17 protein-coding genes are annotated in these 20530 nt (G+C 47.7%); 5 read left to right on the top strand and 12 right to left on the bottom strand.

Annotation, left to right across the window (positions count from 1 at the left end):
* Positions 1-62: 62 nt before the first annotated feature.
* The 9 genes from JNC77_RS15535 to JNC77_RS15495 form a co-directional block, all read right to left on the bottom strand.
* A complete protein-coding gene (locus JNC77_RS15535; protein WP_374834121.1) occupies positions 63-854 on the bottom strand; it encodes a 3-hydroxybutyrate dehydrogenase in 792 nt (263 codons plus the stop codon).
* 4 nt (positions 855-858) lie between these two features.
* The gene (locus JNC77_RS15530; RefSeq protein ID WP_374834119.1) at positions 859-2838 is read right to left on the bottom strand and encodes an acetoacetate--CoA ligase; all 1980 of its coding nucleotides are present in this window, start codon (positions 2836-2838) and stop codon (positions 859-861) included.
* Positions 2831-3718 carry a 3-hydroxyisobutyrate dehydrogenase gene (mmsB, locus tag JNC77_RS15525; protein WP_374834117.1) on the bottom strand — a complete coding sequence of 296 codons (888 nt, stop codon included), beginning with the start codon at positions 3716-3718 and terminating at the stop codon, positions 2831-2833. Before mmsB ends, JNC77_RS15530 begins: the two co-directional genes overlap by 8 nt.
* Before the next feature lie 11 nt (positions 3719-3729).
* Complete coding sequence (locus JNC77_RS15520) at positions 3730-5325, bottom strand: GMC family oxidoreductase (RefSeq protein WP_374834115.1); 1596 nt, start codon at positions 5323-5325, stop codon at positions 3730-3732.
* Positions 5326-5400: 75 nt separating this feature from the next.
* Positions 5401-6399 carry a branched-chain amino acid ABC transporter permease gene (locus JNC77_RS15515; protein WP_374834113.1) on the bottom strand — a complete coding sequence of 333 codons (999 nt, stop codon included), beginning with the start codon at positions 6397-6399 and terminating at the stop codon, positions 5401-5403.
* A gap of 1 nt (position 6400) precedes the next feature.
* Positions 6401-7288: a branched-chain amino acid ABC transporter permease gene (locus tag JNC77_RS15510; protein ID WP_374834111.1), complete on the bottom strand. Its 888-nt coding sequence runs from the start codon at positions 7286-7288 to the stop codon at positions 6401-6403.
* A 1-nt stretch (position 7289) separates the two neighbouring features.
* Positions 7290-7991 carry an ABC transporter ATP-binding protein gene (locus JNC77_RS15505; protein WP_374834109.1) on the bottom strand — a complete coding sequence of 234 codons (702 nt, stop codon included), beginning with the start codon at positions 7989-7991 and terminating at the stop codon, positions 7290-7292.
* 1 nt (position 7992) lies between these two features.
* Entirely contained in the window at positions 7993-8775 is a 783-nt protein-coding gene (locus tag JNC77_RS15500) for an ABC transporter ATP-binding protein (RefSeq protein ID WP_374834107.1), read from the bottom strand.
* A 14-nt stretch (positions 8776-8789) separates the two neighbouring features.
* The gene (locus JNC77_RS15495) at positions 8790-9980 is read right to left on the bottom strand and encodes an ABC transporter substrate-binding protein (RefSeq protein ID WP_374834193.1); all 1191 of its coding nucleotides are present in this window, start codon (positions 9978-9980) and stop codon (positions 8790-8792) included.
* A 251-nt stretch (positions 9981-10231) separates the two neighbouring features.
* Between JNC77_RS15495 and JNC77_RS15490 the strand changes: the two genes are divergently transcribed.
* From JNC77_RS15490 to JNC77_RS15480, 3 genes are all read left to right on the top strand, one after another.
* On the top strand, positions 10232-11137 hold the full coding sequence (locus JNC77_RS15490; RefSeq protein WP_374834105.1) for a LysR family transcriptional regulator: 906 nt from the start codon (positions 10232-10234) through the stop codon (positions 11135-11137).
* A 187-nt stretch (positions 11138-11324) separates the two neighbouring features.
* Positions 11325-11876 (top strand): methylated-DNA--[protein]-cysteine S-methyltransferase, encoded by a 552-nt coding sequence (locus JNC77_RS15485; RefSeq protein WP_374834103.1) that lies wholly within the window; start codon positions 11325-11327, stop codon positions 11874-11876.
* 332 nt (positions 11877-12208) lie between these two features.
* Positions 12209-12409: a hypothetical protein gene (locus tag JNC77_RS15480; RefSeq protein WP_374834101.1), complete on the top strand. Its 201-nt coding sequence runs from the start codon at positions 12209-12211 to the stop codon at positions 12407-12409.
* A 92-nt stretch (positions 12410-12501) separates the two neighbouring features.
* Here the strand turns inward: JNC77_RS15480 and JNC77_RS15475 are convergent, their stop codons facing one another.
* The 3 genes from JNC77_RS15475 to JNC77_RS15465 all read right to left on the bottom strand — a co-directional run bounded on the left by JNC77_RS15475 (position 12502) and on the right by JNC77_RS15465 (position 17860).
* On the bottom strand, positions 12502-16131 hold the full coding sequence (locus JNC77_RS15475; RefSeq protein ID WP_374834099.1) for a TonB-dependent receptor domain-containing protein: 3630 nt from the start codon (positions 16129-16131) through the stop codon (positions 12502-12504).
* A 177-nt stretch (positions 16132-16308) separates the two neighbouring features.
* A complete protein-coding gene (locus JNC77_RS15470) occupies positions 16309-17271 on the bottom strand; it encodes a FecR family protein (protein ID WP_374834191.1) in 963 nt (320 codons plus the stop codon).
* A 94-nt stretch (positions 17272-17365) separates the two neighbouring features.
* Positions 17366-17860, bottom strand: coding sequence for an RNA polymerase sigma factor (locus JNC77_RS15465; protein ID WP_374834097.1), 495 nt, complete (start codon positions 17858-17860; stop codon positions 17366-17368).
* A 545-nt stretch (positions 17861-18405) separates the two neighbouring features.
* Between JNC77_RS15465 and JNC77_RS15460 the strand changes: the two genes are divergently transcribed.
* Together JNC77_RS15460 and JNC77_RS15455 are read left to right on the top strand one after the other, a co-directional pair.
* Positions 18406-19848: an NAD(P)/FAD-dependent oxidoreductase gene (locus tag JNC77_RS15460; RefSeq protein WP_374834095.1), complete on the top strand. Its 1443-nt coding sequence runs from the start codon at positions 18406-18408 to the stop codon at positions 19846-19848.
* 31 nt (positions 19849-19879) lie between these two features.
* A complete protein-coding gene (locus tag JNC77_RS15455; protein WP_374834093.1) occupies positions 19880-20440 on the top strand; it encodes a TetR/AcrR family transcriptional regulator in 561 nt (186 codons plus the stop codon).
* Positions 20441-20530: the final 90 nt, after the last annotated feature.

The raw sequence follows: 20530 nt of genomic DNA, 5'->3' as shown, positions 1-20530 counted from the left end.
TAGATTTATATGATATTCGAATAAGACTGCGCCAGATTTTTTTAACTTTTCGCTTAAACCACCTATTTGGCTGTCCAACCGCCATCAATGGAAATTGTAGTTCCTGTAATGGAGCGTGCCCAATCACCGCAAAGATAAAAAGCCATTTCCGCTATTTCATCGGTACCAACAAACTGCTTGGTTGGCTGTCCTGCCAAAATCACATTACGAGTGGCTTCTTCTTCACTAAGACCGTGCGCGTTGGCCTGATCACGCACTTGTTTTTCAACCAAAGGTGTCAGCACGAAACCCGGACAGATCGCATTGCAGGTAATACCATATTCTGCGGCTTCCAGCGCGACCGCTTTGGTCAAACCAACCACCGCATGTTTGGTTGCCACATAAGGTGCTTTATTAACAGAGGCACGTAAGCCATGCGCTGAGGCAATGTTGATGATACGTCCCCAACCTGCCTTTTTCATCAATGGCAAGGCCGCATGAATAGTGTGAAAACTACTATCAAGCGAGATCTGTATAATGCGGTTGAAATCCGCATAATCAAATTCTTCTATCGGCTGTACTTTTTGAATGCCCGCATTATTGACCAGAATATCAATGCGCCCAAACTGTTGAATAACTGCTGGTGCAAGGCCAGCGCTTTGTGCATCATCACTCAAATCCGCCTGAAAATAAACCGGCTGATGCCTTGCCGCTTTCCCCGCAACTTCAAGTGCAGGCTGCGCTTGTTCAGGTGTTTCCACCCCATGCATCGCCACCTGAAAACCAGCTTCACAATATCGCTTGGCAATCGCCAAACCAATTCCACTGGTAGAGCCGGTAATAAGCGCAATTTTAGGTTCTTGATGATCGGCCATATTCTCAGTCTTTCAGTTCAGCAATATTTTTATAAAGCTCAAGTGCTTCAGGGTTCATCAGCGCGTCCAGATTTTTCACTGCACGCCCGTGGATGGTATCGCGCACGGCAATTTCAGAAATTTTTCCGGAGCGCGTATGTGGAATAGCCTCTATTGCAATAATTTTTGCTGGCACGTGACGCGGACTGGCACCAGAGCGAATGCGCGTACGAATTGTCTGACGCAGTTCATCCGTTAAAGTCTCATCAGGCTTCAACCTCACAAACAAGACAATGCGCTGGTCACCATGAATATCCTGACCAACAGTTACCGCCTCTTCAACCACATCAATAGTTTCCACCTGACGATAAATTTCAGATGTTCCAATGCGCACCCCACCCGGATTAAGGGTTGTGTCGGAGCGACCATGAATGATGTAACCACCAGAAAAACGCTTTTCAGCAAAATCGCCATGCGCCCAAAGACCAGAAAAACGCTCAAAGTAAGCCGCATGATAGCGGGAGCCGTCCTCATCGCCCCAGAATTTCACCGGCATTGATAAATGCGCTTTGCGACATACGAGTTCACCGGCTTGTCCGTTCTCTTGCGCCATTGCAGGACGAGGAAGACTTCTCCCCTCCTCATCAACCACGTCGAGATCCATACCCAGCATTGCACCTTGCAATTCACCGCGCCACACGGGTTGCAGCGGATTGCCACCTAGAAAACAAGCACAAATATCAGTGCCACCAGAAATCGAAGCCAGATGCACATCGCCTTTCCACTTTTGATAAATATAATCAAAAGCAGACGGAATGAGTGTGGAACCCGTTGAAAGAATGGTTTTCAATGATAAAAGATCATGGCTCTCAAGCGGAGTGAGACCAGCATTGTTGCAGGCATCAATGAATTTCGCCGATGTGCCAAATGTTGCAATCTTCTCCGCATCAATCAGATCAATCAGCCGTGATTGCGTCGGATAGGCCGGATTGCCATCATAGGTGACGAGCGTTGCCCCCAAAGCCAAAGCCGACACCTGCCAGTTCCACATCATCCAGCCGCAGGTGGTGAAATAGAAAAAGCGCTCATTGGCGCGAATATCGCTTTGCAGTTTCAGCTCTTTCAGATGCTGCAACAGCAAGCCACCGGCAGAGTGGGTAATGCATTTCGGCACGCCCGTTGTACCTGAGGAATATAAAATAGCCAAAGGCGCATTAAACGGCATCGGTACAAAATCAATTTTACGCGGACTATATTGCTGCAACAGAGCATCAAACTGATGTGTCGTTACGCCGTGAAATAATTCAGGCATTTGCTCAGTGATTAAAATGAGCTGTTCCGGTTTGGCAGTTGCGCAGACTTCACGAATTGTCGGTAGCACATCAATTGTTTTGCCTGCATATTGATAAGACGCAACCGCAATCAGAACTTTTGGCGTAATTTGGCTTAGGCGATCAGATGCACTGGCGGGGCCAAAATCCGGTGAACAGGATGACCAGATAGCCCCTAAACTGCTGGTGGCCAGATAACCGATGATCGCTTCAATATCATGGGTAACAATCGCCCCGACACGATCACCTTTGACAACCCCCATTTTTCGCAAGGCTTGCGCCAGACTTGACACTTTATCGTAAAGTTCTTTGCGGGAAATCTCGCGTCTTGTGCCATCATCACGATGTGCAATAATGGCCAGCCGCTCATCTGGTTCGCGCAAGAGATTTTCCGCATAATTCAAACGGCTTTCCGGAAAAAAACATACATCCTTGATATTATAAGATGGGGCAATGGCACGCTCACCCTTATCGCCGATAATCTCCAACTCGTCCCAGAGCGCATTATAAAATGCTTTCGGCTCTGTCATCGACCAATCAAGCAGCCCTTGATAGTCATCCGGCTCACAGCCATGCTGATCATGCGTTTTTTGTGCGAAATTAAAAAGCGATGAAGCCTCAATACGATTTTTCGAAGGCTGCCAAACAATCCGATTATCACCTGCTTCATTCATCAGCATGCCCTCTCAGCATTTTGATGATGCCTGAAAAATCTTGTGCGCCATTACCGTCATTTGTAAAGCGCTGATAAAGTTCAGCCGCATTGGCACCAAGTGGCGTTAAGGCATCAACTTGGTGAGCTGCTTCTTGCGAAAGCAGCAAATCTTTAAGCATCAATCCTGCTGCGAAACCTGGAATATAATCATTATTGGCAGGAGAAGTCGGCACGGGACCTGGAACTGGACAATAAGAGGTCAGCGCCCAGCATTGACCTGAAGACGTGGATGCCACATCAAACAGCGCTTGATGCGAAAGGCCAAGTTTTTCGCCCAAGGCAAAAGCTTCTGAAACCGCAATCATCGAAATACCGAGGATCATATTGTTGCAGATTTTTGCGGCTTGTCCCGCACCATTATCTCCGCAATGAACAATCTTTTTGCCCATCGCTTTTAAAATCGGCTCTGCCAGCGCGAAAGCTTTATCCGTACCGCCGCACATGAAAGTTAGTGTTCCTTGTTGCGCACCACCGGTGCCGCCCGATACCGGCGCATCGACCGATAAATGCTCATCTTCAGCTGCCAGTGCATGGGCTTTGTTAGCGCTCGCAACATCAATTGTTGAGCAATCAATCAACAAAGCATTGGATTGCAATGATGATTTTACCGATTGATAAACCGATAAAACATGCTCGCCCTTTGGCAACATCGTGATGACCACATCGGCGGATAATACAGCCTGTTCAGCGGAGTTCGCAATTTTAATGCCGAGCTTTTCAGCCTCTTTACAGCTTACTTCAGAAAGATCAAAACCAACCACATCATGATTTGCTTTGGTCAGATTGAGTGCCATTGGCAATCCCATATTACCAAGGCCGATAAAAGCAATTTTAGACATTCTGAATTCCTTTAACGGTTATCAGCAAGGATCATGTCGGCGGCTTTTTCCGCGATCATGATGGTTGGAGAGTTTGTGTTTCCAGACGTTATGCGTGGCATGACGGAGGCATCGACCACGCGCAAACCTTTGAGCTTGCGGAAACGCAAACGGGCATCCACGACGCTTTCCTCATCGCTGCCCATGCGCAAAGTGCCGACCGGATGGAAAATCGTCGTGCCGATATTCCCTGCGGCTTTCACCAGTTCCTCATCCGTTTGCGCAGCAATTCCGGGCAGATATTCTTGCGGTTTAAACTTTGCAAAAGACGGTTGCTTCACGATTTCACGCGTCAGTTTAATGGCGCTCACCGCAACTTTCCGGTCTTCATCGGTGGAAAGATAATTAGGGCGAATATCCGGCTGCACTTTAAAGTCAGGGCTGCTGATATGCACCGACCCACGGCTTTCAGGGCGCAAATTACAAACGCTCGCAGTAATGGCCGGAAATGTGTGAACCGGATCGCCAAATTTATCCAGCGAAACCGGCTGGACATGATATTCCAAATCAGCGGTTTGTTTTTCAGGCGATGATTTGGTGAAAACGCCCAACTGACTTGGTGCCATCGACATCGGCCCCGAGCGTTTCATTGCATATTCCAGCCCGATCTTGGCTTTACCGATCAGCGAGGAAGCCTTTTCATTGAGCGTCTGAACGCCGGAAACCTTATAAACCATGCGCAATTGCAAATGGTCTTGCAGGTTTTCGCCGACATTTTTAACTTCTACTTTGGTGTCAACACCAGCTTTTTGCAAAACTGCACCATTGCCAATGCCGGAAAGTTCGAGAATTTGTGGCGAACCAATCGCACCGGCAGAAAGAATAACTTCCTTACGTGCAGTCTCAGTTTTCAAGCTGCCTTGATGGTGAAACTCGACCCCCATAACCGCCCCATCTTTCAGCACCAAACGCTTGACCTGCGCTTTGGTTAGAATAGTCAGGTTCTTACGGTTTTTAACCGGGCGCAAAAAAGCTTTTGCCGTATTCCAACGCCAACCGGAACGCTGATTGACATCAAAATAGCCAGCCCCTTCATTGTCGCCGCGGTTGAAATCATCCGTTGCCGGAATACCAATTTCACCGGCCGCTTTTTGAAACGCGTCCAATACATCCCAACGCACACGCGCTTTCTCGACACGCCATTCACCGCCTGAACCATGATGGCTGCTTTTGCCGCGATAATGATCTTCAGACTTCATAAAATAAGGCAGCACATCATCCCATGCCCAGCCTTCGCAGCCAAGCTGGCGCCAAATATCATAATCCATCGCCTGCCCGCGCATATAGATCATGCCATTGATGGAGGAGCAGCCACCCAGTACTTTGCCGCGCGGATAGAGCAGCGAGCGACCATTCAGATTTGGTTCGGCAGCAGTCTTAAAGCACCAATCCGTGCGTGGATTGTTGATACAATAGAGATAACCGACAGGAATATGCACCCAGTGATAATTATCATTGCCGCCCGCTTCCAACAGCAATACGCGGTTTTCGGGATTTTCGGACAGGCGGTTGGCAAGAACGCAACCCGCGCTACCCGCTCCGATGACGATATAGTCATATTCGCCCATAATTTTCTCCACACCTCCCCTGTCCCGCGTCAGCCAAGACGCGGGCGGAGATATTCTGTTTCAGCAATTTAAAACTTACTTGCGGTGTTCAAAACCAAGCATCCGACCAAGCCTTGATGCGTAGAACTCACCCACCAAACCACGACGGAACACCAACACACAGGCCATAAACACGACGCCCGTGATAATCGTCACCGGTATGTCGGATGTTGCCAGATAGTTTTGCAATGTCACAACAAGTCCTGCTCCGAAGATCGGCCCGGTCATCGTGCCGATGCCGCCAAGCAATGTCATCAGGATCACTTCACCCGACATCTGCCATGTCACATCGGTAAGCGTTGCAAACTGGAACACCAGAGCTTTAAGACCACCTGCAAGACCTGCCAGTGTGGCCGACATCACGAAAGCGCCAAGCTTATACATCTGCACATTATAGCCGAGCGAAATAGCGCGCTGCTCATTCTCGCGGATCGATTTCAATATCATACCGAAGGGCGAGTTGATAAAGCGCCAGATCACGAAAACAGCCAAAATGAAAATCGCCAAAACGGTATAATACATGTTGAGCTGGATATTGAGATCAAGGAGCCCGAACAAAAAGCCGCGCGGTATACCCTGCAAACCGTCTTCACCACGGGTAAAGGGCGCTTGCAGACAGAAGAAGTAAAACATTTGCGACAATGCCAGCGTAATCATCGCAAAATAAATGCCCTGACGGCGGATTGCGAAAAAGCCGATCACCAGTCCAAGCACTGCCGCACCTGCCATACCGACGACAAGACCCAGCTCCGGTGTAATGCCCCACTCCTTCACCGCATAACCAGTGAAATAAGCAGCACCACCAAAGAAAGCCGCATGACCGAAGGACAAGAGCCCCGTATAACCGAGCAGCAGATTGAATGCACAGGCAAACATCGCAAACGTTAAAAGCTTCATCAGAAAGATCGGGTAGACAAACATTGGTGCGACCAGAAAAAGCGCCAGACCAATGAGGATCAACAGTGTTTTTACCGGACTGAATGATGCCTGTTTTGCGTGTTGCTGCACCGATGTTGCATCAAGAGTGTTAGACATATCAGGCGTCCTTTCCGAACAGACCCGCAGGGCGGATAAGAAGAACAATCGCCATGATCACGAAGATCACAATATTGGAAGCTTCCGGATAGAAAACCTTCGTTAGCCCTTCTGCGACACCCAGCATAAAGCCGGTGACAATTGCGCCCATAATGGAACCCATACCGCCGACAACCACGACTGCAAACACCACGATGATCAGGTTGGTGCCCATCAATGGCGAAACCTGATAAATTGGTGCGGCCAGTACACCGGTGAAGCCTGCAAGACCGGCTCCAAGGGCATAAGTCAGCGTTAGCAATACCGGTACGTTAATACCAAAAACCTGCACGAGGGTCGGGTTTTCTGTGGCTGCACGCAAATAAGAGCCAAGGCGGGTTTTTTCGATCAATGCCCATGTTGCAATGCAAACGATCAAGGATGCCACGACGACAAAAGCGCGGTAATTAGGCAGGAACATAAAGCCTAAATTAGTACCACCGGCAAGTTGCGGCGGCACAGAATAAGGCTGTCCTGCTGCACCATAGAGCCAGCGGAAAGTACCTTCCACCGCAAGCGCCAAACCAAAAGTAAACAATAGCCCATAGAGATGGTCGAGATCATAAAGGCGCGAGAGCATAAAGCGCTCAACAAATGCGCCAAACAAACCGACAACAATTGGCGTGACGACCAATGCCACCCAAAAATTCATGCCGAAATATTGCAGACCCAAATAGGCCACGAATGCACCGAGCATATATTGCGCGCCATGTGCAAAGTTGATCACCCGCAACAGGCCGAAAATAACCGCCAGCCCAAGCGACAAGAGTGCGTAAAAAGAACCATTGATCAGCCCGACCAGCAACTGGCCCAGCAATGCCTGAATAGGTACGCCGAAGATCATTGTCATATCAAACCCCCAGCACTTTATTGAGTTCGTCCATACGATCAGACAACTCATGAACCGGAAAATCACTGACCATCTGGCCGTGATCCATCAAATAAAAGCGATCGGCGATTTTGCGCGCAAAACGGAAATTTTGCTCCACCAGCACCACAGTCATGCCACGCTCTTTAAGTTTCAAAAGTACTTCGCCAATGCGCTGTACAATCACCGGAGCAAGTCCTTCTGTCGGCTCATCCAGCAACAAAAGTTTGACACCTGTGCGCAAAATGCGTGCCATTGCCAGCATTTGCTGCTCACCACCCGACAATTTGGTGCCGGGACTGTTGCGACGTTCCAAAAGATTTGGGAAAAGCTCGTAAATCTCGTCCAGGCTCATGCCGCCGCTGGCAACAACAGGAGGAAGCTTCAAGTTTTCTTCAACTGTCAGGGTTGCAAAAATTCCGCGTTCTTCCGGCACAAATCCCATACCGTAACGGGCAGTGCGATGCAAAGGCACGGACATTAAATCCTTGCCGCCCAGTTTAATCACACCCTTACGCTTGCGAATAATGCCCATAATGGTACGCAAAGTGGTGGTTTTACCCACACCATTACGACCAAGAATTGTGATCATTTCGCCTTCATTGACATGGAGATCAACACCATAAAGCGCCTGACTTTCGCCATACCATGCCTCAAGGCCGGAAACTTCGAGGAGTGCTGCCATTTTAGTCTTCCTCCGTTCCCATATAGGCTGTGCGAACGCGCGGGTCTGCCGACACTTCCGCGTAATTGCCTTCAGCCAGAATTTCCCCGCGCTGCAACACGGTAATATTATGCCCGATATCCGCCACGACTTTCAGATTATGCTCCACCATCAAAACTGCGCGCGTTTTCGCCACTTCACGAATGAGGTTTGCGACATGCTCGACATCCTCGCCACCCATACCCGCCATCGGCTCATCCAGAAGCAACACTTTCGGATCGAGCGCCAAAGTGGTGGCAATTTCCAAAACGCGCTTGCGCCCGTAAGAAAGATCGGCCGCCAAAGTATTGGTTTCGTTGGTTAAGCCAACCAATGACAAGAGCTCTTCTGCGCGTTGATTAAGACTGTTAAGCGAAGACAAAGGGCGCCAGAACTGCGTTGCCAGTTTATTAGGGCGCTGCAGTGCAACGCGCACATTTTCTAGCAATGTCAAATGTGGAAAAACGGCCGAAATCTGGAATGAACGGACAAGCCCCATACGCGCGACCTTGTCAGGTCGCGCGTTGGTAATATCTATGCCGTCAAAAACAATGGTTCCGCTGCTGGGCTGAAGAAACTTCGTCAGCAGGTTAAAAACAGTGGTTTTTCCGGCACCATTAGGTCCGATCAATGCATGTACGCGGGCATGTTCCACATTAAGATCAACATTTTTGACCGCCGCAAAGTCACCGAAAACCTTAGTCAGGCCTTTGGCTGAAAGCACAATACGGGGGCTCTCATGTTTATCCAAAGCTGCATTCATCATCAAAGCAACCTCACTTATTTCGATACCAAGGAGCAGCCGCTTTTTGCCGGATCGAGATAAGCTTCTTCGCCAGGGATTGTGGCCAGAACATTATAATAATCCCATGCACCTTTGCTATCAGCAGGCTTTTTCACTTCCAGCAGATAGAGATCGCTGATCATGCGGCCATTTTCTGCAACGCGGCCGTTCTTGGCAAAAACGTCATTAACCGGCAGTTCTTTCATCGCTTTCGCAACTGCATCCGCATCATCAGTACCAGCTTTTTCAATCGCTTTGAGATAGCTCAAAACTGCGGAATAAGTACCGGCATGCACCATGTTCGGCATCGCACCGGTACGCTCAAGAAAACGCTTGCCGAATTCACGCGATTCATCATCACGATCCCAATAGAAGCTTTCAGTCAAGGTCAATCCTTGTGCGGCTTCAAGGCCAAGACCATGAACTTCTGCGATAGTGAAAAGTAGACCGGCCAGACGCTGTCCACCGGCAGTGATGCCAAATTCTGCAGCCTGTTTAATAGCGTTGGATGTATCAAGGCCGGCATTGGCAAGACCGATAACTTTAGCGCCAGAGGCTTGCGCCTGCAAAAGGAAGGATGAATAATCAGCCGTTGAAAGTGGATGGCGAACTGCACCTAAGACAGTACCACCTTTTTCTTTCACGAATTCAGAGGTGCTGTTCTCCAGCGAATAACCAAATGCATAATCAGCTGTGAGGAAGAACCAGCTGTCACCACCTTGTTGAACCAAGGCGCCACCGGTACCATAAGCCAGTGAGTTGGTGTCAAATGCCCAATGGAAACCGTAAGGGCTGCACTGCGCGCCGGTCAGTTCATTGGTCGCGGCGGCAGTATTGATAGTGATTTTCTTCTTCTCTTTACTCAGAGCCTGAACGGCCAGACCAACAGAAGACGACGTCAGCTCCATGATCACGTCAACACCTTCGGTATCATACCATTGGCGGGCAATGTTAGAAGCAACGTCAGTTTTATTTTGGTGGTCAGCCGTCACAACTTCAATCGGTGCGCCCAAAACCGTACCGCCAAAATCTTCCGCAGCCATTTTGGCCGCCTCATAAGAATATTTACCGCCAAAGCTTGCATAGACGCCGGATTGGTCATTCAAAATGCCAATTTTGACCTTGCCGTCTGAAATATCAGCAGCATAAACACTGGTGCTTGCAGCCAAAGCCATCATGGCCGACATAAAAATTTTTGCAGTTTTCATATTTTCTCCTCCCAGAGATAAAAATGGCAACTCGCCTATAAGCTTTTTAAAAAAACCAAGGCCGAGCTTAGCTTTGTAAAATCTTAATATGACCACTCCCGTTCAGCGGTGCCAGACGACTTAAGTTTGAGCAAATGGTGCGTTGACACAAGAGCCGGCTCTGATCAGAATGCGAACAGGTTCTGTTCATTTTTGTACAGAACCTGTCACTGGGGAGGAAAGATTAAAACATGACGACTGCGTTTTCTTGGAACGACCTGCAATATTTTCTGGCCGTTGCACGCACCGGTCAATTATCGGCTGCCGCACGTAATTTACGCACAACTCATGTCACGGTTTCCCGACGCATTGAACAACTTGAATTTGCTTTAAAAGCCAAATTATTCGAGCGTAATCCCCGCGGTTATGAGCTGACCACCATCGGACGCAGATTAGTTGATACAGCCGAAACAATCGAAGCAGAGGCGGAGCGTTTACAAGCACAAATTTCCGACAGTGTCAGCCAATTACGCGGCCTCGTACGCCTGAGTGCGCCAGAAGGAATTTCCAACTTTTTCTTCGTCGAGAAACTTGCCGCATTTGCTGAAATGCACCCGCATATTGCAGTAGAACTCCTTACAATTCAACAGATTATGGCTCTTTCGCGCAAAGAGGCTGACGTTGCGATTACGCTTGATCCGCCAAAGGCCGGGCCTTACATTAACAAGAAAATTATTGATTATACGCTGCATATTTATGCCACACGCGCTTATTTGAGAAAACACCCGCCTATTACCCAGAAAAAGCACTTGTTGCAGCATTTTTTCATTGGTTATGTGCAGGATCTCGTCTTTTCTCCGGGGTTGGATTACATGCGCGATGTCTTGCCCGGTTTGCGTCCCAACTTTCAGTCAACCAGCATCAGCGCACAATTAAAAGCTGCCCTTTGCAATCGTGGTTTATGTGTCCTGCCCTACTTTATCGCGCAAGGTTTTCCGGAGCTGGAAATTGTTTTGCCTGATGAAGTAGAGCTCAAAAGAGGCTATTGGTTAACTTGTCACAATGATATAGCCAATGCGCAGCGGGTTGATTCAATTATGAATTTTATCTTACATTCAATGCGCTCCAATAAAGACTTTTTCAACCGGCGCAGATGACGGCTTTGGGGCGCTGCTTAAAAGGCAAATATTATACTTATTGATGAGCTAAAATAAGAATTTTTGACCTGCCCATAGTCGAAAACAGTAACAATTACTAATTTTATAAGCTGTTATTTAGAATCAAAGCGTCACTTTAATCATGCTGATTTATGATGATAAAAGCAGAAAAACCATTGAGGACGCCATGAGTAACGAACTGATATTGCATCATCTCCAAACAGGCACCGTGCTTGACCCGCTTTATTATGTGACCCGAAACGATATTCTGGTGGCGCTTGATTTTGGCCCCGCAGACGCACGTCTGACACGATTATTAAAGCGCCGCTTCGGTGATGATGTGACCTTAACCATAAGCCAAGACAAACATTTCGTTGACACCCACATTGAAAACTATCTGCATGGCGATCTTAACGCCATTGAAGATGTTGAGGTCGATTGTGGCGGCACCCCGTTTCAGCAACGTGTCTGGGCAGCTTTACGGACAATTCCTGTTGGTAAAACATGGAGCTATGGCGAACTGGCCGCCAAACTCGGTACGCCCAATGCCGCTCGTGCTGTCGGGCTTGCCAATGGTCTCAATCCTGTCAGTTTGTTTGTGCCTTGTCACCGCGTTATCGGCAGTAATGGTACGTTAACAGGATATGCAGGCGGTTTAACACGCAAAAAATGGCTGCTCACCCACGAAAAAGCCGTGCCCATAGACGAGTCGCCGACTTTGTTTTCATTTTTAGATTAATGCTTATTGGATTTATCAAAGTCCATTGCTGCCATACCAGTTTATAATAGCGATAGATCAAGTATTAATAATTTTAGCGCTTAGAATTTTGGAGTGTAAAACTCTAATTTATCGTCAGGTGAAAAATAGTAATAATTTCCTCATCTTCACTAAACCTGCCTCATAACCTCATGTTTTTAAACGCCGTTTTCCCGTCATTAGAATTGTTCCAAACTGTCGCAGACGATAAAAAACACTTGCAAACAAGCTCATTATTTAGAATAATTCTAAAACATTGAGTAGCAGTCTCAACTTTAATTCGAATACTTATTAAGCAATAAAAGGAATATCTCATGTCAAACTCTGCATCATGTAAAGCTTGTTCTTTTTATGAAGATCACGTTGCAAATACTGAAAAAGTGGTTGAAAGCGCCGGTCTTTGCCGTTTCAACCCACCTGTATCACAGCCAGAAGCCAACTCCCGTGGTTTGTGGCCAGTAGTAACCGCCAATGATTGGTGCGGTCACTTCTCCGGTTCTTTCAGCGCAGCTTAATTGAACTAAAATATTAAAAAAGGCGGCATGATTGCCGCCTTTTTTTGTTTTTCAACTAATCATAACCCGTTTGAACAAAAGTTTTTTGAATATCAGAAGCGATAGTTCAAACCGATTTTGAATGTATGCATATCCAATGAATTGGAAGCTTTACGTCCGTTTTTAACATTGGACGAACCTGTATGTTCCGTTGTCTCTCTAATCGGTCTCTTCTCCGGTTCACATGCCCACTCCCAACCGGCCTCGGAGCACATTGGATCATCAGGTGCAAACATTGGCGGTATTTCTTCCCAGCCCACCACTTCAGTGGTGGTATAGTTAAGTCCTGTGCCCTCACTTGCCGTTTTAAACTTGAAGCTGTTTTTACCGAAGTGACTATAAGCATAATCCGCTTTCACCGACCAATTATCGCTCAAAGCGTATTCAAAGCCGCCACCAAGCGTAAAGCCAAGACGTGTAGTAGATGCTTTGTCGGTAGAAGCGACAGTGGTCTTCTCACCATACGGCCGGCTCTCATCTTGCATATCTGATACATATTGGTCACGCCACTGGGTTTCACGTGCCAGCGCAAGGCCACCCGTCGCATAGGCCAAGAAGCGATTATTGAATGCATAGCCAAGCTTTGGACGCAGGCTCGCCGTCCAGTCAATATCATAGCTTGTGCTGGCATTAACATGACCGTTTTTCGCCAGAACTGGATCAAGTGCCAAGGTCTTTCTGGAGGCGGTAGCATTGTAAACTTTGCTCCAGTCTCCTTCAAAGCCAAGTACGACACCATTTTCAAACTGCCAATTATAACCGGCCTGCATCCCGATCATAGCACCCCCAATTTTCAGATCGGCAGATTCACGATTGGCAGCTTTATTGTCCGAACCATCCAGCGTTGTGGTCGTGCCTTTTGTATGACCAAACAATCCGCCTGTATGGAAACCCGCATAGAGCCCCGTCCAGTCAATAGCCTGAACATGATTATTTGAATTGCCGGATTTGCCAAACAAACCTGCAAGCGGTGAGTTTAACCCGCTAAATGTTTGATCTCCTCTCAGTGTACCGGTCAGGCTGGCATAAAATGTACGCCCAGGCCCTGGTTGTGTCACAAGCCCCAAAGGATCAACATAGAAACGGTCAAACAGGTTTTCGACACGCACGGCAGCGGTCAGATTATCGCTGACCTTATATTCTGCAAAAGCATCGACAAGCGTATATGGTTTCCAATTGACCATTGAGATGAACTCGGAAGCACCCTGTGCAGTTACATCGCCATGGCCGATCGCACGCGGCCCGATATGTGAAATTCGACCACCAACTGTCAATCTCTCTTCCAGCAATTTCTGTGAAAGGGTCAGGTCAATAGTATATTCCGGTTGCACGTGATTGGTGGCATAGTCACCATAAAGCGATTTGTTTTCGCAGGAATTCAAAGTTCGGCAATATTCCACATTAAGGAAATAATTGGCCGAAAGATCAGCTGTAAAACCATCAACCTCATAGCGTGCGGAAAGTTCAAGACCTGAGAACCGCGCCCTGTCGATGTTTTCAATATTGAGACTTAAAGGGCCGCTCGCTTTCATGGAACGGGAAATATAATCTTTAACATTCCAGTTGAAATAACCAAGCTTCAACATTCCGCGATCATCATCGGTGAAGATGTCGTCGCGCATCAGATTGGTACCGATTTCCCAGTTGCTGGAGCGCTCCGGCTTTACATCCGCATTGGCTGTCACACTATTGAATGCGGATACAGATTCAATAACGCTTGGCGCACGCATGGTGTTTGAATAATTGACATAGAATTGTGTGCCATCGAACGGTTCCAATGTCAGGCCGACCGACGGACTGAAACCGCCATCATTGGTTTTGAAACCTAACACCCGCGTGGCAATATCATCGCGCTCATATGGATCGAAGCGATCCTTCGACCAGAAATGCGAATAACGCAGGCCTGCATTGAGTGTTGCCCAATCAACCGGCTTCCATGCCGCTTTTGTATAGGCTGCCGCCTCATGGCGTATCGCATCGCGTGCTGAGTTCCATGCTTCCAATGCTGCTGTATGACGGCTGGCGCGTGTATCCTCACCGCGATAGGACAAGCCATAGGTCAAATCGATATCACCATAAGCGGTGGCAAACCTGGACAAGTTGCTGAAATCAGCACCCCACATATCGGAATTTGAACCAACACGGAAACCGGATGGCAAACCGATTTGCTCAGGTGTTAATCCACGACCACCCCGCACCGGATTGCGCAGTTCCAAATGAGACCAGTAGAGATTACCCTTCAGATCAAAAAGATCATTATCTTCAGGGTTCCAACGATAACGTGCTGTCACCGTATCAAGGCTGGTGCCCGCGGTTTGTGCCTGCTGTTCTGATTGTCCGTTTTTACCATTTAAGCGCGAAGCAAGGCGGTCACCCGCTTCACTGCGAAAACCGGTATATCCCAGTTGAATTGTGTGATCATCTGCAAAACGGGCCGTCAATTTAGCAAGCCAGGATTCTGTTTCCAGCTGGGTGTTGAGAACCTCTTCACCACCGCGATAATTTACAAGGCCTTCGTTCTCATAATAATTGTCCCAATAGGTAGTGCCATTCGGATTGCACACCCCGTTAGGGCAATATTGCTGACGGCCTTTGTTGACGGGATCAACAGACGGGCCATATTTACCAGCATGATAATTGCCTTGTTTGCGGCGGGCATAACCAGCCAATAGATCAAAGTCCTCGCCCTGATAAGCGCCGATAACACTACCTGAAGCACGCCTTGGCGACAAAGCGGACGGGCGATCCATACCGGTAGATGATTCCACCGGAACGGCACCCATTGGATCCCATGGCGCGTAGGGCCAGAGATAACCGGCTTTATCACCTGCATTCGGCGATGAAGCATTGCTGCCGATTTCACCTTTCAGGCGCAGTCCCCAACTATCGCCGGGTTTGACAATATCCTCTGCGCTAACAGTACGCATGGCAACCGAACCAGCATTGCCCCATGAAGCACTGTCGGCGCCTTTATTAATATCAATGCCGCCAATAAAGTCAGGATCGACAAAGGTGCGGTTGGATACGCCCTGATAGCCCTGATAAACTGTTACAGCATTTTCAGCACCATCAATCGTGGTGGCAACGCGGCCCATCCCTTGCATGCCACGAATATTGACATCAATCGAACCGGCGCCATTGCGCGCTTCACCGGACATGACGCCTGCAGTACCACGGAACATATCAGCCGGACTTGAGCCACGAAAACGCTCAATCTCCTGTGAGGTAATATAGCTGGTTGCGCCCGCTGTATCATAAGGACTATAAATATTGGCCTCGTCGCCAGTCACCACAATCGTGTCAAGAACCGTTACTCCATCTTCTGAAATTGTAGCGCCACTGGTTTGTTGCGCCTTATTATGAATGGTAACTGTATTGCCGTTCGAGAAGGAATAAGTGTAACCGCTGCCCGACAACAATGTCCGGATCGCGTCCTCACGTGTCATCAAGCCTGAAACGGCCTTGCCGCTTGTAGTTCCTGCCGCAGCATCACTGTAAACAACAGAAATTCCTGTTATGCGCGAAATGTCATTCAGAGCCTGACGAACCGGCTTGGCAGGAATATTAAAATTATATTGCTGCTGTATGCTTGCCTGCGCATTTGCAGGCACCGCATCCATTGCCATGAAGAGGCCTGCGCCCAACATTGTGCTGGTCAGCAGGAGGCCTAGCCGTCCCCTCATACAAAAGCTCTTTTTCATCAACGCAACCCTTCTCGTGTAAATAAATCGAGAGGTGTGCGGATGGCTCGCATTCTATTGCCTCTCATAAGTCTCCACGTTTGAGAGAGGCAAAGTACACATCAAAAAAATATGTATTTTTCATCAACTTTATAACATATTGATTATATTAAATATTTATTATCTTATCACCATGAGACGTGAGCCTAATTCGTAAATTTCAAATCCAACTGTTGCTTGTAAAGAGGCGAGTGCGGCTTTTGTGTCATCAATCGGCAAATTGCCGGACACCCGATATTCAGCAAGCGACGATCCAATCATAACAATACGGCCATTATGATATCGTCCGATTTGTTCGATCACATCCTGCAAACGGAAATTATCAAATATAAGGCGGCCTTCACGCCAGGCCAATGCATCATCAATGAGTACAGACTGAACAGAACCTACACCATTTTTATTATAATTTACACTTTGACCAGGTGTTAAATGTGCCTGCTGATCTTGTGAGGCCGATGAAACAGTGACCGCACCGCGTTCCAGATTGACGACAACATCCTGCTCGTGAACTTCAACCGAGAAAGCAGTTCCCGTCACGCGGGTTTTGCCATCAGCGGCTTCCACCTCGAACGGTATTGAAGAGGACTTAACATCGAAATAAGCCATACCACGCAACAACTGTGCGTGACGCAATCCATCGCTTGTTTTAAATGCCAATGCACTGTCAGCATCCAAGGTTACCTGACTGCCATCAGACAATAAAATTGTGCGGCGCTCGGCACGCGCGGTCACATAATCAGCGCTCAAATCTTGTAAAAAATGCGGATGGTCGAGCCAAATATGAAAACCAGCGAACAAAACAAAAAGACTGGCCGCTGTTCCTGCCAAGACATTGCGCCTGTTGCGGCGCACCCGCACAGCTTGCACTGCCAGTAAATACTGGTTCAGCTGATCAGCTTCTTCTGCTGCCACCTCAGCGCCCGGCATATCAGCCGAAGACCATGTTGTCACAACTTCCTGATAAGCACTGGCATGGGCCGGACTGGCTTGATGCCAATTCTCAAAATTTCGCCGATCAGCCGGTGAAGGTTCACCGTTCATACGAGTAAACCAAGCTATCGCTTCCTGATTTATCCGCTTCAATTCTGCTTGCGGCAAGATATTCTCACTTTCAATGATGGCTGCTGACCCGGATTTTGTCTTTTAAACCCATTCAGCCACAAAGGCACCCGGAAAATTACTCTCTTACGTTACGACAAGCCAACATCGCGCGGGCAACATGTTTCTCAACGGCACTACGTGATATGCCCAGCACTTCGGCAATTTCACTATATTTGCAACCATGTACTTTATTGAGTAAAAATATATGTCTTGTACGCTCCGGCAATGCGCGGATAACATCATCCATATGGCGCATTTCATCACGTGGAACCACGATATCCAAAGGGGTTGCAACCGGAGCAGCATATTGCTCAGGCAATATATTAACAGATAGATCCTGACGAACGCGCTCGGCACGAATATGATCAATGATAGCGTGTTTGACAGATTTATTGAGATAAGCGGCTTCATCCACCAATGGCTCAGAGCGGCGCTCCCAAAGCCTTAAAAAAACATCCTGCACCAAGTCGGCTGCGACAGCGGCAGAGCCCAGACGTCGCATAGCACGACGCAACAAGCCGGGTTGTTCGTCCAGATAAAGTGTCTCGAACTCTCTCTTGCGTACAATCATCATTGCACCTTAAACACTCATCTCAATATGAAATGACAGCAAACTCCGCGCATTAGAAATTACGAAAAGTCGCGCCACACGACCGAAAGAAAGAATGTAATTACACGCACCATCCGGTTTTGCCCAATCACCTGTCTTGCAAAGAAATAGCATCCATTACTTAATATTTGTTGACCTATTTTATCATGTTTAATCTGATAACGGATGACATTTCAACACAAGAAAAAAGCATTCATTTCTTTCCGGCTGCTGCTGTGCCTGATACGTCACACTTTTTTGATAATGCAAATAAGAAAGCACAACGAAACTTGCGAAGCTCTTTAAAAAGCGATTTGTTTTCAAATGGTTAAATAAAAATACATTTAAACCATCTGCTATTCCAGTCTATAAATTCAACGTATCAAACTTTAAAAATACTTATCAAAATTGACGTTTCAGGTCGCAAAAATATTTATAATTGCATTTTCGACTGGTCAGTCATATATGAGCAACATTCATATTAAGTGTTTTTCCAAGTGCCCTTTGACGCACTCAAGGAGTTATTTATGTCGATATCCAGAAGAAAATTCCTCAAAAGCAGCGGCTTATTTTTAGGCGGTGCTGTGCTTGGCGGCGCGGGTGGAAGTCTGTTTGCTTCTACTGATGGCTGGCGTGCACCATCCGATATACCGCTGGCAGAATCTGTCGCCACCAGAACAGATATTCCGGCAAGTGCCGATGTTGTTGTTATAGGTGGCGGCATAGCCGGATTGTCTACCGCCCTGTTTTTGAATGAGCGCGGTTTAAACACTGTCGTGCTTGAAAAAGGCGTTATCGCAGGTGAGCAATCAAGCCGTGCCTTTGGCTGGATTTATTCCAATGGCTGGGACTTGGGCAAATTAGAACTCTGCAACCGTTCAAAAGAAATTTGGCAGGGCTTTGCAGCACGTTTTGGAGAAGATATTGGCTTTCGCCAATCAGGTAATTATTCACTTCTTGGTTCAGATGAAGAAGTTGATGCAAGCCGCGAATGGCTGACAAGCGCATTGCAAGTGCAACCTCAAATGGATGCACGCGTGGTAACCGGCAGCGAACTTGATGCGTTAATTCCGGGCGCTTCTGAAAAATATCATGGCGCTCTTTACCAAGCAAGTGACGGTACCGCCGAACCGGTCTGGTCTGTTTCTCGAATTGCCAAAGGCGCGATGCGCGAAGGTGTACAAATTTTTGCACCGGTTGCGGCACGGACAATCGAGCGCGAAGGTGGACGGGTGGCTGGCGTTCATACCGAACACGGCTATATCAAAACCAAAGCAGTCGTAATTGCAGGTGGTGCATGGTCTTCACTTTTTGCCGGAAATCTGGGCATAAAGCTGCCGCAACTTGCTATTAATTCTTCGATGCAACGTCTCGGCCGCATAGATAATGCATTGCCCGGTGCGGGCTACGGTCCGGATTTTGCATGGCGTCATATGGCCAATGGTGAAACGGCTGTTGGTGTTTCAAGCAATAATTCACCGATCACAAAAGATAGTTTCAGATATTTATTTGATTTTTTACCCGCACTTAAAAATGCTGGCGGATTGATCAATGTCCGTGCTTCAAGTGACTTATTCGCGTCATTACACTTAAAATCCAGTTGGAATGCCGATGAAATAACACCTTTTGAAGATGTGCGCATGCTTTCAGCCCGCGTGGACAATGAGGAAACGGATCGCGCTCTGGCCAGTTTACGCAAAGCCTATCCGCAATATGAACAAGCTGTTGTTCGGGAAAAATGGGCCGGTATGATTGATGCCACACCGGATTCCACCCAATATATTGATGAAACATCCGATATTCCCGGACTTTTTGTCATCACAGGCTTTTCCGGAAACGGCTTGACCACCGCACCTGCTTCGGGCGAAATGATCGCACAGATGATTGCCGGAGAAAAAACCACAGCTGATCCGTCAATTTATCGTCTGAACCGCTTTACTGACGGCTCGGAATTTGTGTTCAGACACTGATTTGGAGCTGATATAACAAAGAAATGTATTTATGGCCCGCCCGAGAGAAATAGATAAAGATCGCGTTCTTGATGCAGCAGAAGAAATCATTGCTGAAAGCATGGGACGAGGCTTTACACTGGATGCTGTCGCCGAAAGAGCCGGCGTCAGCAAGGGCGGGCTTGTTTATGCTTTTCCGACGAAAGATGCGTTGATTGAAGCGGCGCTGGCGCGTGAGTTAAACCGCTTCATTCTATCGTGGAAGGCAAAATCCGATCCTATGGATCGCTCTGACGCATCTATGCTGACAGCCTATATTGCCGAAATCCAAAGTCAGGAAGAAACCCATTTACGCACTGCCTCATTATTGATGACAGCGCTCTCGAATGCTCCGACAGTGTCGGAGCCGGCTAGGGAATTTTATTGGGCTATTTTTAAGTATTTTCAAAACGATACCAAGCAGGGTCGTGATATCCGACAAGCCATTCTGGCAATTGAAGGGCTATTTTTTCTGCGCGGACTCGGCCTTGTTGATTGCAATCATCAAGAGTGGATCTCTGTAGTCAGCCATGCGCAAGAAACACTTCAAAATGCGAAGCAGAATGCGGGTTGATATTACCCGTACTCTAGAGCATGTCTCCCAAAAGTGGGCACCGGTTTTGGGATAAAGACATGCGTAAAAACAAAACGCTAGAGCGAGCAC

The organism is Paenochrobactrum pullorum (assembly GCF_041929845.1).
GTDB classification, from domain to species: Bacteria; Pseudomonadota; Alphaproteobacteria; order Rhizobiales; family Rhizobiaceae; genus Paenochrobactrum; species Paenochrobactrum pullorum.
This window is presented reverse-complemented; position numbering and strand designations above follow the sequence as displayed.